12 protein-coding genes are annotated in these 16099 nt (G+C 56.4%); 11 read left to right on the forward strand and 1 reads right to left on the reverse strand.

Annotated elements, in window-relative coordinates:
- Positions 1-129: 129 nt before the first annotated feature.
- The 4 genes from GF1_RS02160 to GF1_RS02175 all read left to right on the forward strand — a co-directional run bounded on the left by GF1_RS02160 (position 130) and on the right by GF1_RS02175 (position 6370).
- Positions 130-1914, forward strand: coding sequence for a Na(+)/H(+) antiporter subunit D (locus tag GF1_RS02160; protein WP_267927988.1), 1785 nt, complete (start codon positions 130-132; stop codon positions 1912-1914).
- Positions 1915-1929: 15 nt separating this feature from the next.
- Complete coding sequence (locus GF1_RS02165; RefSeq protein ID WP_267927989.1) at positions 1930-3447, forward strand: NADH-quinone oxidoreductase subunit M; 1518 nt, start codon at positions 1930-1932, stop codon at positions 3445-3447.
- 74 nt (positions 3448-3521) lie between these two features.
- Positions 3522-4937 (forward strand): NADH-quinone oxidoreductase subunit N, encoded by a 1416-nt coding sequence (locus GF1_RS02170; RefSeq protein ID WP_267927990.1) that lies wholly within the window; start codon positions 3522-3524, stop codon positions 4935-4937.
- Positions 4938-5158: 221 nt separating this feature from the next.
- Complete coding sequence (locus tag GF1_RS02175) at positions 5159-6370, forward strand: EAL and HDOD domain-containing protein (protein ID WP_267927991.1); 1212 nt, start codon at positions 5159-5161, stop codon at positions 6368-6370.
- Here the strand turns inward: GF1_RS02175 and GF1_RS02180 are convergent.
- Positions 6333-7040 (reverse strand): DUF6920 family protein, encoded by a 708-nt coding sequence (locus GF1_RS02180; protein ID WP_267927992.1) that lies wholly within the window; start codon positions 7038-7040, stop codon positions 6333-6335. The genes GF1_RS02175 and GF1_RS02180 overlap by 38 nt on opposite strands.
- Positions 7041-7573: 533 nt before the next feature.
- On the opposite strand from GF1_RS02180, the gene GF1_RS02185 reads away from it, so the two are divergent.
- From GF1_RS02185 to GF1_RS02215, 7 genes are all read left to right on the forward strand, one after another.
- On the forward strand, positions 7574-8002 hold the full coding sequence (locus GF1_RS02185; protein ID WP_267927993.1) for a hypothetical protein: 429 nt from the start codon (positions 7574-7576) through the stop codon (positions 8000-8002).
- On the forward strand, positions 7999-10347 hold the full coding sequence (locus tag GF1_RS02190) for a hybrid sensor histidine kinase/response regulator (protein ID WP_267927994.1): 2349 nt from the start codon (positions 7999-8001) through the stop codon (positions 10345-10347). Before GF1_RS02185 ends, GF1_RS02190 begins: the two co-directional genes overlap by 4 nt.
- 202 nt (positions 10348-10549) lie before the next feature.
- Positions 10550-11509 (forward strand): ABC transporter substrate-binding protein, encoded by a 960-nt coding sequence (locus tag GF1_RS02195; RefSeq protein WP_267927995.1) that lies wholly within the window; start codon positions 10550-10552, stop codon positions 11507-11509.
- 52 nt (positions 11510-11561) lie between these two features.
- Entirely contained in the window at positions 11562-12449 is an 888-nt protein-coding gene (locus GF1_RS02200) for an ABC transporter permease (protein WP_267927996.1), read from the forward strand.
- A gap of 40 nt (positions 12450-12489) precedes the next feature.
- Positions 12490-13284 (forward strand): ABC transporter ATP-binding protein, encoded by a 795-nt coding sequence (locus GF1_RS02205; RefSeq protein ID WP_267927997.1) that lies wholly within the window; start codon positions 12490-12492, stop codon positions 13282-13284.
- 138 nt (positions 13285-13422) lie between these two features.
- A complete protein-coding gene (locus GF1_RS02210) occupies positions 13423-14358 on the forward strand; it encodes an ATP-binding protein (RefSeq protein WP_267927998.1) in 936 nt (311 codons plus the stop codon).
- 217 nt (positions 14359-14575) lie between these two features.
- Positions 14576-15967: a transposase gene (locus GF1_RS02215; RefSeq protein WP_267926018.1), complete on the forward strand. Its 1392-nt coding sequence runs from the start codon at positions 14576-14578 to the stop codon at positions 15965-15967.
- The last annotated feature ends 132 nt before the right edge of the window (positions 15968-16099 follow it).

Below are 16099 nucleotides of genomic sequence, written 5' to 3' on the forward strand. Positions count from 1 at the left end.
CGGAGCACGGCCCGGCGGATGTTCCCCGCCGACCGTGAAAAAACGGATCCTGACCTTGAAAGTTTCCTGCGCCACCCCCGGGTGGACCGGACTTTTACAACACCAAGAATCTGCGAGGATTAACCGACAATGAGTTTTACCCATCCCGCATTCATCCTGATCATCGGCGCGCTTATCCTGCCCCTTGTCCGCGGGCCGTTGCGCAAGCCGTATCTGGTGCTGATCCCGCTGCTCAGTTTCAGTGCCGTGGTCTCCAACTCGGCCCTCTCCGGGCAGTTCATGACCTTCCAGTTCATGGACTGGCAGCTGGTGTTTGGCCGGGTGGACAAATTGTCCACGGTCTTTGCCTACATCATGGCGCTCATGTGCATCATCGGCACCCTGTACGGGCTGCACGTGGAAAAGGCCGAGGAACACATGGCGGCCTGGTTCTATGTGGCCGGCTCGCTGGGGACGATCTACTGCGGTGATTATCTGACCCTGTTCTTCTTCTGGGAAATGATGGCCTTTGCCTCGGTCTTCCTGGTATGGTTCCGGCGCGGGCCCAATTCCCTGCGTACCGGCTACCGCTACCTGCTCATCCACACCATCGGCGGGGTGATTCTGCTGTTCGGTATCATGTTGCGCTACCAGGCCACCGGCGACCTGGCTTTCACCCTGATGGATGTGAAGCATCCTGAGCTCTATACCTGGCTGATCATGATCGGCCTGGGACTGAACGCCGCCATCGTTCCGCTGCACTCCTGGCTGCCCGACGCCTACTCCGAGGCATCGTTCAACGGTGCGGTTTTCATGTGCGCCTTCACCACCAAGACCGCTGTCTACACCCTGGCCCGGGCCTGTGCCGGCATGGATGTCCTGGTTCTGCTCGGCGTGGTCATGGCCCTCTACGGTGTGATCTACGCGGTGATGGAGAATGACATCCGCAAGCTGCTCGCCTGGTCCATCGTCTCCCAGGTGGGCTACATGGTTGCCGCGGTCGGTATCGGTACCGAGATGGCCATCAACGGCGCTTCGGCCCATGCCGTGGCCCACATCCTCTACAAGGGGCTGCTCTTCATGGGCACCGGGTCGGTCCTCTACATGACCGGCAAGACCAAGTTCACCGAGCTGGGCGGTCTCTATCGCAAGATGCCGGCCACCATGATCTTCACCGTCATCGGCTGCCTGTCCATTTCCGCAGCACCCTTTTTTGCCGCCTATGCCTCCAAGGGCATGATTGTGGGCGCGGCCTTTGAGGAACACCTGAACTGGGTCGGCTGGCTTCTCATGTTCGGCGCCACCGGCACCTTCATGTACAACGGCCTCAAGCTGCCTTATTTCCTCTTCTTCGGCAAAGAAAACGGCAGCCCGGAAACCTACGAAAAGGCAGCGGATCCGCCATGGAACATGCAGATGGCCATGACGTTTGGCGCCTTCTTCTGCATCCTGGTCGGCTCCTTTCCCGGCATCCTTTACAGCCTGCTGCCCTATCCGGTGGAATACACGCCGTTTACCGCATACCACTTTGCCGAGACCGTACAGCTGCTCGGCTTTGCCACCCTGGCATTCTATGCTCTCAGGAAATACCTGGTGCCCGAAGACAAGCTCTGCCTGGACATGGACTGGTTCTATCGCAAGGGCGGCGGACTCTTCCTCTGGGTTGCCAAAAATCCGATCCAGTGGTTTGACACCGCCTGGGGGGAGGCCTACCGCGCTGTCGGTCTGGTCAGTCTCATGACCACAGCCCGTTTCTGGAGCTGGTTCGACTGGCACGCCATCGACGGGGTGGTGGATGGCATTGCCCGCTGCGTGCGCGGTATCGGCGGACGGGTGCGGGTGCTCCAGTCCGGACAGATTCAGTACACGATCTTCTATGCTGCGACCTTTGCCGCGATCGTGCTGATTACGTACACACTTTTTCAACTCTACTAAATAGGACGTAAGGGAATGGACGTACTGATCATAAAAGAGGGGTTTCCCCTGCTCAGTTTCCTGATTTTCTTCCCGCTCGCCGGAGCTGTGGTGATGCTGTTTTTTTCCGGTGAGTCCTTTGCCCGGTTCTGGACCCTGGCCATTACCTCGCTGACCGCCATCTTCTCCATTCCGCTGGTCACCGGGTTTGACACCACCACGGCCAAATACCAGTTTGCCGAGGCCCATGCCTGGATCCCGCAGCTGGGTATCAATTACATCCTCGGGGTCGACGGCATCTCCATCCTGCTCGTCATGCTGACCACCATCATCATGCCCTTTTGCGTGCTGGCCTCGTGGAAGTACATCAAGACCCGGGTGACCCCGTTCATGATCTGCCTGCTGATCATGGAGACCTCCATGCTCGGCGTGTTCATGGCGCTTGATTTCGTACTCTTCTACATCCTGTGGGAGTTCATGCTCATCCCCATGTACCTGCTGATCGCCATCTGGGGTGGGCCGCGCAAGGTCTATGCCTCCATCAAGTTTTTTCTCTACACCCTGGCCGGCTCCATCCTGATGCTGGTGGCCATCATCGCCCTGTACCAGAAGAACGGCAGTTTCTTCATCCCGGACATGATGTGGCAGAACTACTCCATGAACTTCCAGATCCTGGTGTTCCTGGCCTTTTTTCTCGCCTTTGCCATCAAGGTGCCCATGTTCCCGTTCCACACCTGGCTACCGGCCGCCCATGTGGAGGCGCCCACCGCCGGTTCGGTCATCCTGGCCTCGGTGCTCCTGAAAATGGGAACCTATGGTTTTCTCCGCTTCTGTCTGCCCATGACCCCGGATGCCACCTTCCTGCTGGCGCCCTATATCCTCTACCTCTCCATCGCCGGTATCATCTACGGCGGATTCACGGCCCTGGCTCAGCATGACATGAAGAAGCTGATCGCCTATTCGTCGGTCGGCCACATGGGTTTTGTCACCCTTGGTATCTTTGTCCTCAACACCAAGGGGCTTGAAGGTGCCATCCTGCAGATGATCAATCACGGTATCACCACCGGTGCCCTGTTCCTCTGCGTGGGCATGATCTACGAGCGCACCCATAGCCGCGAGCTGCGGCTGGCCACCGGGGTGGGCAAGTACATGCCCTGGTTCGTGACCTTCCTGGCCTTCTTTTCCCTGTCCTCTTTCGGCTTCCCGGGCACCAACTCCTTTATCGGCGAGTTCCTGGTCCTGGCCGGAGCCTTTGAGTTCAACAAGGGGCTGGCCCTGGCAGCCATTCCCGGCGCTGTGCTGGCCGCTGCCTACATGCTGCGCATGCTGCAGAAGATCATATGGGGCGGCACCGACAATCCGGACCAGTCCTACCTCAAGGACCTGGGCTTCCGGGAGATTATCACCCTGACTCCGTTCCTGATCTTTGTGTTCTGGATCGGTCTTGGGCCGCAGCCCTTTATAGATATGATGCACACATCGGTGGTCAACCTCCTCGATGGACTGCACAACTGGCAGCAGGCCCAGTCGGTGGCTGATATTATCTTGCGGTAGATCGTAGTAAATTTTTACCTAAGTGCAGGTAACAAAAACAAACCTGCACGGATGTTAACCGAGGACATACCCAAATGGCAATCCTACCAGAACTTACGCTCCTTGCGGCAGCACTGGCCTTCTTTGCGCTCAGTCTGACGAAGCAGCTCAACGCTGGTCAGATCAAGAACACCGCCGTGTTCTTTGGATTTCTCACCTTTCTGGCCTCCATAGTCTGTTTCGGAACCAGGGCATCGCTCTTTTATGATTCCTACCAGGTTGACCAGTTCTCGCAGCTTTTCAAGCTGGTCATGGGATTCGCGCTGCTGGTGGTGACCGTGTTCAGCCAGACCGACAAGGACATCAACATCGAGGTGCGGCCGGAATACTACATGTTCCTGTTCCTCTCGGTACTGGGGCTGATGGCCCTGGTCAGCTCGGTGGAGATGATCTCCATCTTCGTCTCCCTGGAGCTTTCCTCCTTTGCCCTCTACCTGCTCGTGCCCATGCGTGATGACCAGAAAGGGCTCCGGATCCAGATGGAGGCCGGCATCAAGTATATCCTCTTCGGGGTCATGGCCACCGGCTTCATGCTCTATGGCATGAGCTATCTCTTCGGGCTCACCGGCTCCACCTACCTGGCCGAGATCATTCCCGGCCTGCAGAAGGTTGCCTCCCAGCCGGCGGCGCTCTTTGCAGTGCTCATGGTGCTGGGCGGATTCTTCTACAAGCTGGCCGTGTTCCCCATGCATTTCTGGGTTCCGGACATCTACCAGGGGGCCTCCAACGAGACCACCGGATTCATCGCCACCATCCCCAAGCTGGGTGCGGTGGCCATGCTGATCCGCTTTGTCACCATGGCCCAGGGCAACGTGCAGATCATCATCTATCTGCTCATGACCCTGGCGCTGTGCTCCATGTTCTACGGTAACCTTTCCGCCCTGGTCCAGACCGATGTCAAGCGGATGCTCGGCTTTTCCGGCATCTCTCATGCCGGATTTGTCCTCCTCGGTATCCTGACCATGCAGGTGAGCGGCTACGCCACTTCCATCTACTACATCATCGGCTATGTTCTGATGAACCTGGCCTGCTTTCTGGTACTGGCCAATGTATCGAGTAAGGGTGAGAACCTTGCCATCGAGGATCTCAACGGTCTGCACAAGCGCGAACCGGTCCTGGCCTTCATACTGGCCGTTGGCCTCTTTGCCCTGGCCGGGATCCCGCCCTTTATCGGCTTCATGGGCAAGTTCATGCTTCTGACCGGGGCCTTCAAGCAGGGCTATCTCTGGCTGGTCATCCTGGCGGCCATCAATACGGCCATTGCCATCTACTACTACCTGTCGGTGGTCAAGGCCGCCTATACCGCAGATCCCGAAGAGCGTCCCGATGTCACCGTGGACTGCTTCACCAAGACCATCGGCGTGGTCCTGGTCCTGCTGATTATCATCATGGGTGTTTTCCCGGCCAAGATAGTTTCCTTTGCCGGCACCGTGGTGCAGTCCATCATGTAGCTGTTTTTTCCTCTCTTGCAGTACACACAACAGGCCCGGCCGGAGAATTTTTTCCGGCCGGGCTTTTTTTTGTCTGTTTATCAGGCGGGAAAGCCGGGCTTTTCTTTACCATACGCAGGGTTGTGGTATACTGGAGTTACCCTTTGGTCTGTCTTTTGCGACGTTTTCAACGTCCCGGAAGACACCGACCGCTGACCACATTACCCCGGCAGGCAGTTGCAATGGATGTGTATATCGCCCGACAGCCAATTTTCAATGTCCACCTGAAGACCTACGGTTACGAGCTGCTCTTTCGGGAATCCATGGGCGATACCCTGGACAAGGTCACCGGCAGCCGGGCCACCTGCAGCGTTTTGACCAGTACCTTCCTGACCGAGGGCATCGAGGAGATCACCGGCAACAAGCTCTCGTTTATCAACTTCACCGAGGAGCTTCTGGAGAAGAACATCGCCCCCTTTTTTCCCAAGAACAAGATCGTGGTGGAGATCCTCGAGGATGTGCCTCCTTCGCCCAGGATCCTGACCATGTGCAGAAATCTGGTTAAGCTCGGCTACACCCTGGCCCTGGACGACTTTGTCTTTGACAAGCGGTTGATCCCCCTGGTCGAACTGGCCAGCATCATCAAGATCGATTTCCGTCAACTCTCCATGGATGAGATCGAGCGGACCCTGTACCGGCTGTCGAGGTTCAATGTCAAGCTGCTGGCCGAGAAGATCGAAACCCACGAGGAGTTTGAGAAGGCGGTCAAACTCGGATTCAGCTATTTCCAGGGCTATTTTTTCAGCAAGCCTGAGCGGCTGCGGATAAAAGAGGTGGCCTCGACCAAGATAAGCCTGCTGCAGCTGTTGGTGGAGATCAACAGACCGTCGACCACGGTGGACCGGCTGGAGGAGATCATCAGCTCGGATGTGGCCCTTACCTACAAGCTGCTGCGCTATATAAACTCGGCCTATTATTACATGCTCAAAGAGGTGGAGTCCATCCGCCACGCCCTGGTCTACCTGGGCGAGAAAGGGGTGCGCAGTTTCGTCTGTCTGGCCATCGTTTCGGAAATGGCCTTGGACAAACCGGTGGAGCTGGTGCGACTGGCCCTGATCCGGGCCCGGTTCTGCGAACAGCTGGCCACCAGAAGCAGCCGCCACCGGGTGGCCTCCAGCCAGCTCTTCCTCCTGGGGCTCTTCTCCCTGATTGACGCCATCCTCGACACACCGATGAAGAATATCGTCCGCAGGGTACCCCTGGGAGAGGATCTTGTCCTGGCCCTGACGGAGAGAAAAGGTCCCTGTGCCCCTTTTCTCGAGGTTGTTACCAGTTATGAAAAAAAAGATGCCAAAAAATGTCTGGCTGCCCTGAAGAGTATCGGCGTCGACCCGCGGCATGTAGCCCCCATGTATGTCAACGCCGTGAAATTTGTGGCCCAGGCCCTGTCCTGACGATTTTCGCCTTCCAGACCAGCTCCAGGTTTCCTTCGTGATACCAGCCAACCTCACCCTGCATCGGGATACGTATGCCATTAACCATCTGGTAGTTAGAAAAATGCCCTTCCCACGGTACCTGGATGTACCTGTTCCCGAACCGGCCGTATCGTCCCGGACTGTAGATGCCCGTCACCTCACCATTCCTGTTGAATCGGAACTCCAGGGAAACGGTCAGGTCATGTTCCGTCAGGGTGGCCCGGGCGGCTTCTTTGCTGATTTCGTGCCAGCGGACCTTGGCCCGGGGAAGGAGAGCCGTGGGATACCAGACTGCTTCGGCCAGGTATCTGTGCAGGGCGCCGGAGTTTAATTCCGGTACATCGGTGGCGGATGCAAGGGGCAGGAGGGACAAAAGCTGGACCCTGCCCGAGCCAACGCCACCACCGTAACTGTCGACAACACGTAGATGAATGCCACGGACCAGGCGAATTCGGCCATCCCAGAGGAATCTGGTTTCCAGCGGCCAGATCTGGTGCCTGGCGGTAAAGGACATCCACTTGGCGGAGGTCGGACTCGGGCGCTGTTTCCCGCTTTGGCTCAGGGATACCTTTGCGATCTCCGTACGGTTCCCGGACAGGACATGGTGAAAATACTGTGCCACCACAGGTGGCAGATCCTTCTCTATCATCGCTGCTCCGTTTAAGGGTCAGAGCATCCAGTCTGTTTAGACCTCTGGAAGAGGATAGCCCTGTTTCTTGCTTGGTCCCGATGAACTCCACACAGGTGCCTCAACGGTCCAGAGGAGGTTTGACGCTCTCATGGTCATTTCTGTCAACCATTCTGTCTGACAACGATTTTGTGGTAAAACGAGGTCCGCATAATCCATCTTTTTTTCAGCCTGTCTCGACAGATATTCGAGGTGCCACGCTGCAGGATCGATGTATTTACGCGGAATTGCCGTAAATAGCTTTTCGTTCAAGCAGTTACGTGCCTGGAGAAGCTGGGAAAAGGGAGGTTCTTTCCTCTTTTTTTGTTTTGACTTCAAACATTGTCTTTAATAAACTTAAGTAGATACAAGGAAAAAATAAATGGGATCATTTCTCGGAAAGTGATTTCGAGACCTGTTTTAGCCAAATCCGAAAACCGTGGATAACTCCCGGACTCGTCTTGTCCGTTACAACGGAACATTCTTTTCAACCAGCTGGTGCAAACATTTTCATCATGATCACCGTCGTCCTTGCAACCATGGGTCTGCTGCTGGCCTGGGTAAACCCGGCTTTCGCGGTCCAGGCCCATGGTGACCCTGAGGGGATTTTTTCGCACCAGCTTGGCCACCTGCTTTTTGCCATCGGCATGGTCTACATGCTCTTCCGTGTCCATCGTTCCACCCTCCAGACCCCCGGCTGGCGAGAGTTCCGCATTTTTCTCTGGCTGATCATCCTCTGGAATGTGCAGACCTTTATCGGCCACTGGTTACTTAAGTATGTAACCCCGGACCATTTTGTCCTGACCAACGGCCACATTGTCGCCTTTAGGGCCGACAATCCGCTGGACTGGTACCTGTATTTCTGTCGTTTTGATCACCTGCTGCTGGTCCCGGCCTTTTTCTTTCTATTCAGAGCCCTGAACAGATGGAGAGCCCAGGCATGATACTTTCCTGGTGGCCGGTTGTTATCTGCGATATTGCCGGGGCGGTGGTAACGCTCGGCCTGGCGTTTGCCAGCCTCAGGGCCGCCCGGCAATGGATGAGCCGGCGGCCCGATGATGTGTTTCGGCAGTATATCTATCTGCTGACCATCGCCATTGTCTTTTTCGCTGTTTCCCGCTCCTTTGGTCACCTGGTCAAACAACTTCTGCTGCTGGGCAACATGCCCGGCATCTGGCGGGCCGTCGCCCCGGTGAGCGGTTCGGTCAACAGCGCTGTCTTCGTGGTGATCTTTGCCTTTGGCATCTATTTCCACCGGTTCCGAACGGTGCACGAGGAACTGGAACAGCACAAGCATCAGCTGGAACAGCTGGTGGAGGAGCGCACGCTGGAACTGGAGCAGACAAACTTCAAGCTGGAAGAAGAGATTGCCGAGCGGCGCCACATTGAAAAACAGCTGCTTGAATCGAGGGCCACCCTGGAAAACATCTTCAACAGCTCGGTGCCCACCTGCATCACCCATCTTGATTTCACCCTCATGCATGCCAACCAGGCGTACCGGGAGATATGGCCTTTCAGGGATGAACAAAGCGGTGTCAAGTGTTACGAAAACCGGCCCGGTCCCAACTGCCAAACCGAAAAATGTACCTTGCGCCGGGTGGTGCACGGGCAGCAGGAGATTGTGACCTATGAGATGGCCAAGGAACTGCCCGGGAAGGGATTACGTCATTATCTCGTTACCGCCAGCCCGTTCCGTGATGCCCAGGGAAAACTCGTCGGCATTATCCAGAACTTCCAGGATATCACCCCCCGCAAGATGGCGGAGCGTGCCCTGGCCGCGGAACGGGAACGCCTCGCCATCACCCTCAATAGCATCGGCGACGGGGTTATCTGCACCGGCACCGACGGGCGGGTGACCCTCTTTAACTCCATGGCCGAAAAACTCACCGGCTGGAGCAGCGTCGAGGCGATCGGCCGTCCCCTGGAAAAGATCTTTCGGCTGGTCAACGCCCGCACCGGCGTGCCCTGCGAGAACCCGGTGGACAAGGTGCTGACCACCGGAAATATCGTCGGATTGGCCAACCACAGTCTCCTGGTTGGTCGCGATGGAAAGAAACGCCATATCGCCGACAGCGGTGCGCCGATCCGGGACCATGACGGGGCGATCATCGGGGTAGTGCTGGTCTTTCGGGATGTCACCAGGCAACTGCAGATGGAAAAAGAACTGCAAAAGATCCAGAAACTGGAATCCATTGGGGTGCTTGCCGGTGGTATCGCCCATGATTTCAATAACCTGCTTGTGGCCATTATCGGCAATCTCAGTCTGACCGAACGGCTGGTCGATGCGGACAGCAAGGCCCGGGAGCTGGTCCATAACGCCAAGGCCGCATCTCTGCGGGCCAAGGAGCTTACCTGTCAGCTGCTCACCTTTGCCAAGGGTGGTGCCCCGGTGAAGAAGACCTCGTCCCTGGCCGATGTCATCCGGGAGTCGGTGGGGTTTGTGCTCCATGGTGAGAAGGTGAACTGTACCTTCCAGATTCCCGATGATCTCTGGCTTGTGGACATTGATCAGGGACAGATCAGCCAGGTCATGCAGAACATGGTCATCAATGCTCGGGATGCCATGCCCGACGGCGGGACCGTCACCATAAGCTGCGTTAACCTGGAGGATATCACCGGCGAGAACATACCCGGTGTCGACGATGGCCCCTTTGTCCGGATCACGGTCAGTGATACCGGCTGCGGCATCGACCCGGCACTGATGGAGCGGATTTTCGAGCCCTACTTCACCACCAAGGAGGCGGGGAACGGGCTGGGACTGGCCATCTGCCACTCCATCATCAGCCAGCACGGCGGTCATATCACCGTGGAGTCCCGCCGGGGTGCCGGGAGCTCGTTTAAGATCTATCTGCCCGCAGCTCCAGTCGCCCGGGAGACCGCGCCGGTGGCAAGCGACCAGGTCCGTACCGGACGTGGTGGAGGGCACGTCCTGGTCATGGACGATGAAGAACTGGTGCGCGAAGTGACCCGCTCCATGCTGGAAGACCTGGGCTATACTGCAGTGACCGTGACCGAGGGCCGGGAGGCTGTCCAGGTTTTCCGCCAGCATCAGGAGGCCGGCACCCCCTTTGACATCGTGATCATGGATCTCACCGTTCCTGGCGGTATGGGAGGCCGGGAAGCCGCGGTGGAAATTCTGGCCCTGGATCCACAGGCCAGGCTCGTTGTCTCCAGTGGCTATTCCAACGATCCTGTGATGGCCGATTGCCGCAAATATGGCTTTGCCGCCGCCCTGGTCAAGCCCTTCACGGTCCACGAGCTCGAAATCATCCTCGCCGAGCTTGCGTGAGGGAGTTTCCCGGGCCAGGCCCACTGCAATACCTTTCAGCTGTCGTCTGGCCGGCCTGTCAGCCGGGATCTCTCAGTTTCTTGTCTTTTCATGGGTTCCTGTTCCTGCAGTTGACGATTGTCATTGCCTTCGGGGTGTGGTAGCTGTAGATCCTGAAACCATGCCCGTTTGTCTGTCCGGTATCTTTACAGAGGAGTGAACGATGAAAAGGCTGTTGTTGTGTGTCGCACTGAGTTTTTTCGCCCTGGTTCAGGGTGTCCAGGCAGGGGAATATCGGATCTCGGTGAATCAGTTTGTCGAGCATCCGGCGCTGGATTCCGTGCTCAGGGGCATGCAGGATTATTTCAGTGAACATGGTGTGGAGGTGCAGTGGAAGGTGCATAACGCCCAGGCCAACATGGGCACTGCCACCCAGATTGCCCAGCAGATGATAGGGGAAAAGGCCGATCTCCTGGTGGCCATTGCCACCCCTTCGGCCCAGGCCTGCGCCCAGGCCTTGAACAAGGCCCCGGCCAGCATGAAAAGGCCCCTGCTCTTTACTGCGGTGACCGATCCGGTGGCTGCCGGGCTGGTGCGGGATCTGCAGCATCCCGGCGGCTACATCACCGGGGTGTCGGACCTCCTGCCGGTGGAAAAACACGTGGAGATGATCAGGGAGTTCCTGCCCGGCCTAAAACGGCTCGGAGTGCTCTACAACGCAGGTGAGGCCAATTCCAAATCCATCATTGCCAGCCTGAAAAAACTCTGCTCCGACCAGGGCATCACCGTGGTCGAGGCCACGGCTTCCAAGACCGCCGATGTGTACCAGGCCGCCAAGAGCCTGGTGGGCCAGGTGGATGCGGTGTTTATCCCCACGGACAACACCATTGTCTCGGCCCTGGAGTCGGTCATCAAGGTCGGCACCCAGAACCGGCTGCCGATTTTCGCCGCTGATGTGGATTCGGTGGCCCGGGGTGCGGTGGCAGCCATGGGCTTTGATTATTACCGCCATGGGCTCCAGACCGGTGCCATGGCTCACCGGATTCTCGAAGGAGCCGATCCCGGCGGTATCCCGGTGGAGTTCCAGAAGGACCTGGAACTGCACATCAACAGGAAATACGCCACCCTCATGGGGGTCGTTCCCCCAAGAGACCTACTGACCAGGGCGGCCAGGATCTACTGATCCGGCCGACCGTTCAGCCGACAGGTACCACAACTTTCCAGGGGAGCGGCTCATGACCTTGTACGCGGCCACCGGGGCCATAGAGCAGGGGTTTGTCTATGGCATCATGGTGATCGGGGTCTATCTGACCTTCCGTATTCTTGATTTCCCGGACCTGACCGTGGACGGCAGCCTGCCCCTGGGAGCCGCCATCTCAGCGGTGGCCATCACCAGCGGCGTCAATCCCTATCTTTCGCTGGTCTACGCCATGGGCGGCGGCTTCCTGGCCGGGATGGTGACCGCGGTGCTCAACACCAGGTTCAAGATCCTCCATCTCCTGGCCTCCATCCTCACCATGATCGCCCTCTATTCCATCAATATCCGCATCATGTCCGGCCCCAACGTGGCCCTGCTAGGAGTGAACACGGTCTTTGACCCGGTTATCGGCCTCGGCGTGCCGCCCCATTACGCGGGTCTGGTGGTCTTTGCCGCCTTTGCCATCCTGGTGGTTAGCGCGATTATCTGGTTTCTCGGCACCGAGCTTGGCCAGGCCATGCTGGCCACCGGCGACAACCCGCAGATGATCCGCAGCCTTGGGGTCAACACCCATACCATCATTATCCTTGGGGTGGGGCTGTCCAACGGTCTGGTGGCTTTCAGCGGGGCCCTGGTGGCACAGAATCAGGGTGCAGCCGATGTGGGCATGGGGATCGGCACCATTGTCGCCGGCCTGGCCTCGGTGATCATCGGCGAGACCATCTTCGGCACCAGGAGCACGGCCAGGGCCTTTATCGCCGCCCTGCTGGGCTCCATTGTCTACCGGATGGCCATTGCCCTGGCCCTGGGGCTCAATATCGGTGGTTTTTCCTTCAATCCCAGTGACCTGAACCTGATCACGGCCATCCTCGTAGTCGGGGCCCTGATCGCTCCGCAGCTCAAAGACAGGTTCCTGAACAAATGAAGCCAGAGTTTCGTCACAGTGGCAGGGAGCGGATACAGCGGTGATTACCCTTACAGACTGCAGCAAGTACTTCCACAGGGGAAGCGTGAACGAGGTTTTTGCCCTGAACCGCATCAACCTGCAAATCGAGGAGGGCGATTTCGTCACTGTCATCGGCTCCAACGGGGCCGGGAAATCCACCCTGCTCAACTGTATTGCTGGCTGCTTCTTTCCCGATAGCGGACGGATCCTGATCAACAATCACGATGTGACCCGGTGGCCGGAGTACAGGCGGGCCCGGTTCATCTCCCGGGTCTTCCAGGATCCCCTGCTGGGGACCTGCCCTTCGGCCACCATTGAACAGAACCTTGCCCTGGCGCTTCTGCGGGGCAAGCGCCGTGGTCTACGCCGCGGCGTCAAGGCCAGGGACCGGCAACTGTTCCGTGACCGGCTGGCGCAGCTGGGCCTGGGCCTGGAAGAGAGGCTGCTCGACCGGGTGGGTCTGCTCTCCGGCGGCCAGCGTCAGGCCCTGACCATGCTCATGGCCACCATGGTCCGGCCCGAAGTCCTGCTCCTCGACGAGCACATCGCCGCCCTGGACCCCAAGACCGCCAACCAGATTCTCACCCTGACCAGGGATATCGTCGCCGAGCAGGGCCTCACCACCATGATGATCACCCACAACATGCACCACGCCATCAACTTCGGCAACCGCCTCATCATGCTCCACCAGGGCAGGATAATCCTGGACGTCCGTGGAAAAAAGAAAAGCGGCCTCACCGTCGAAGACCTGGTCCGTCAGTTCTACGAAGCCCAGGGCGAAGACCTGGCCCTGGATTCTATGCTGCTTGCCTGAGACGAGTTACATTTTTTCCCTTGAAATATCGGCCTGGTGCGTACCCTGTGATCAGGTACCTTGCTCACTTCCCCCTCCCATGTTGCCTATTGCTGTACTATGTTGATCCAGGCGAAAAAATAATATAATATATAAACTATGGAACATAAAAATATCATAAAAAGACGTCTGCAGGAAACCATTACCGGACGGCTGTTCAAGGGTAAAGTGATCATTGTGCTCGGGGCCAGGCAGGTCGGCAAGACCACGCTTGTTGAAAATATCCTCTCTGAGTTGGACGCTCCTGTTATTGAACTCAATGGCGATGAAGCAGACGTCCGGGAACTGCTTGCCGATACCACCTCAGCCAGGCTGCAGGCCATTGTCGGCAGAAATAAAATTGTTTTCATCGACGAGGCCCAGCGAATCAGCAATATCGGTCTGACCTTAAAACTGTTTGCCGACAAGCTCAACGACATTCAGGTTATTGCCACCGGCTCCTCATCCTTCGAACTCTCCGCAAAAATAAACGAGCCGCTCACCGGCAGAAAATATCAGTATCTGCTTTATGCGCCATCGTATCTGGAGATGGTTGACCACCATGGCCTGCTGACGGAAAACAGGCTCATTGAGCACCGGCTGATCTACGGTTATTATCCGGAAATCATCACCCATCCCGGTGAAGAACAGGAGCTGCTGCAACTGTTGAGTGACAGCTTCCTGTATAAAGATCTGCTGCTTCTGGAGGATGTCACCAAGCCCGTTCTTTTTGAAAAACTGCTCAAGGCTCTGGCCCTGCAGCTTGGTTCTGAAGTTTCCTTCAATGAACTCAGCCGCCTGATCGGCGCCAACCACCAGACCGTTGAAAAATATATTACTCTTCTGGAAAAGGCCTTTGTCATTTTCCGGCTGCCCGCATTTTCCAGAAACGTGCGCAACGAGATCAGGAAAGGAAAAAAATTCTACTTTTATGATAACGGCATCCGCAATGCCATTATAAATAATTTCCAGCTCCCCTCCCAGCGTACCGACATGGGACCGCTGTGGGAAAATTTTCTGATCAGTGAACGGACAGCAATTCCCGGACAAGCCTGAAACGTAGGTATAGCGTGAAATCTTACGACATTTTTCGTAAACTTTTTATCCAATCCAGAGGATCGGACCCAACATGCAAATATCGACGGTGTCATCATAACCTACTGGAATAACGACGATAAAAAACAAGATCCCGGTTATTTTTTTCTTGACAAGGCCTTGAAAGGGCGGTTCGCGTTTTTCTATGTGATTTCAATTAGTTGCATAGGAGAACGCCATGGACCAAATCAAACTCTACAACGTGGAACGTATTGTCAGCCTCATCACGGATCAGACCAAAACGGTGCGAAAGCATTGCAATGCTGATAACTTTATCCGAGTATTGCGCCGATGTTTTCAGGCGATCCCTGATCACCGCCAAGTCAGCAAAACGAGCATCTCCCTCGATGATGCTCTCATGTCAGCATACGCCATGTTCTCCCTCAAGGATCCCTCGTTGCTGGCTTTTGAAAATCGACGTCTCAACGAGGCCGAAAATCTGCGTGCCGTATTCGGTATCGAAAACATCGCCTCCGACACCCAGATGCGGGAAATCCTCGATCCTCTTTCGCCGCGTGAATTCAGATCAGGTTTTACCGCGGTATTCCGCATCCTCCAGCGCGGCAAAGACCTCGAAGCCATGACCTGTCTGGATGGACACTACCTGATCAGCGGTGACGGTACCGGTTTCTACTATTCGACAAAAGTCGGCAATGATTTCTGCCTCAGAAAGAAACAGGAAAACGGTAAACATGCCTACTACCAGCAGATGTATGGAGCAGCCATTGTCCATCCTGACAAACGGGAAGTCATTCCCTTCTGTCCCGAAATGATCAGCAACCAGGACGGCACCAGCAAGCAGGACTGTGAGCGGGCTGCTGCCCAGCGTTTCTGGCGAGAGTTCCGTCGCGAACACCCTCATCTTCCAGTCATCGTCACTGAAGACGCTCTGAGCAGCAATGCACCGCATATACGGGAGCTCAAGGCCTTGAACCTGCGTTTCATTCTTGGTGTCAAACCAGGTGACCATCAGTTTCTGTTCGAGCAGTTCGATGCCTCTGTCGAGACGGGTAAAGTGACGGAATTCAACATGGATGATCCCAGGGATCCAAAGAAATATCATGTCTTCCGCTACGTCAATGGCCTGTCCCTGAACAAGTCCAACCAGGATCTGAAGGTCAACCTGCTCGAGTACTGGCAAGCTGACGACAAGGGCAATGAACTGCGGTTTGCCTGGGTGACCGACCTGGAGATCACCAGGGAGAACGCCTATGAGATCATGCGGGCGGGCCGGGCCCGGTGGCGTATCGAAAATGAGACGTTCAATACCTTGAAGAACCAAGGGTATCATCTGGGACACAACTATGGCCTGGGGGCACAACATCTTTCAATGGTATTCACCACTCTGATGGTGCTGGCGTTTCTGGTTGACCAGGCTCAGCAGCTGGGATGCTGGCTTTTCCGCAAGGCCTGGGAAGAGTCCAGAAGCAAACGTCAGCTCTGGGAGAATGTCCGTAGTCGATTCAGGGAACTTCCTGTAGACTCGATGGAAACACTCTACCGGAGCATTGCTTTTGGCATCAAGGGGTACGTCGTCGAGGTGATCGAACCTGACGATGTGATGACCTGACCCGCCGTCAATCGGTGGGCTATATCAAAGAGCACGACCTGCCGCAAACAGGAGCGGCAAGGTAAGGGTGCAACTATGCTTAATTGTCAGGATATATCCCTTTTTTGGTTAACAACTTGGCGCATGATGGCG

The organism is Desulfolithobacter dissulfuricans (assembly GCF_025998535.1).
GTDB classification, from domain to species: Bacteria; Desulfobacterota; Desulfobulbia; order Desulfobulbales; family Desulfobulbaceae; genus Desulfolithobacter; species Desulfolithobacter dissulfuricans.

Coding starts and splice junctions, on each gene's coding strand:
- GF1_RS02165 (WP_267927989.1), top strand. CDS start 1,930: ATGGACGTACTGATCATAAAAGAGGGGTTTCCCCTGCTCAGTTTCCTG.
- GF1_RS02210 (WP_267927998.1), top strand. CDS start 13,423: ATGGAACATAAAAATATCATAAAAAGACGTCTGCAGGAAACCATTACC.
- GF1_RS02175 (WP_267927991.1), top strand. CDS start 5,159: ATGGATGTGTATATCGCCCGACAGCCAATTTTCAATGTCCACCTGAAG.
- GF1_RS02160 (WP_267927988.1), top strand. CDS start 130: ATGAGTTTTACCCATCCCGCATTCATCCTGATCATCGGCGCGCTTATC.
- GF1_RS02170 (WP_267927990.1), top strand. CDS start 3,522: ATGGCAATCCTACCAGAACTTACGCTCCTTGCGGCAGCACTGGCCTTC.
- GF1_RS02180 (WP_267927992.1), bottom strand. CDS start 7,040: ATGATAGAGAAGGATCTGCCACCTGTGGTGGCACAGTATTTTCACCAT.
- GF1_RS02195 (WP_267927995.1), top strand. CDS start 10,550: ATGAAAAGGCTGTTGTTGTGTGTCGCACTGAGTTTTTTCGCCCTGGTT.
- GF1_RS02200 (WP_267927996.1), top strand. CDS start 11,562: ATGACCTTGTACGCGGCCACCGGGGCCATAGAGCAGGGGTTTGTCTAT.
- GF1_RS02215 (WP_267926018.1), top strand. CDS start 14,576: ATGGACCAAATCAAACTCTACAACGTGGAACGTATTGTCAGCCTCATC.
- GF1_RS02185 (WP_267927993.1), top strand. CDS start 7,574: ATGATCACCGTCGTCCTTGCAACCATGGGTCTGCTGCTGGCCTGGGTA.
- GF1_RS02190 (WP_267927994.1), top strand. CDS start 7,999: ATGATACTTTCCTGGTGGCCGGTTGTTATCTGCGATATTGCCGGGGCG.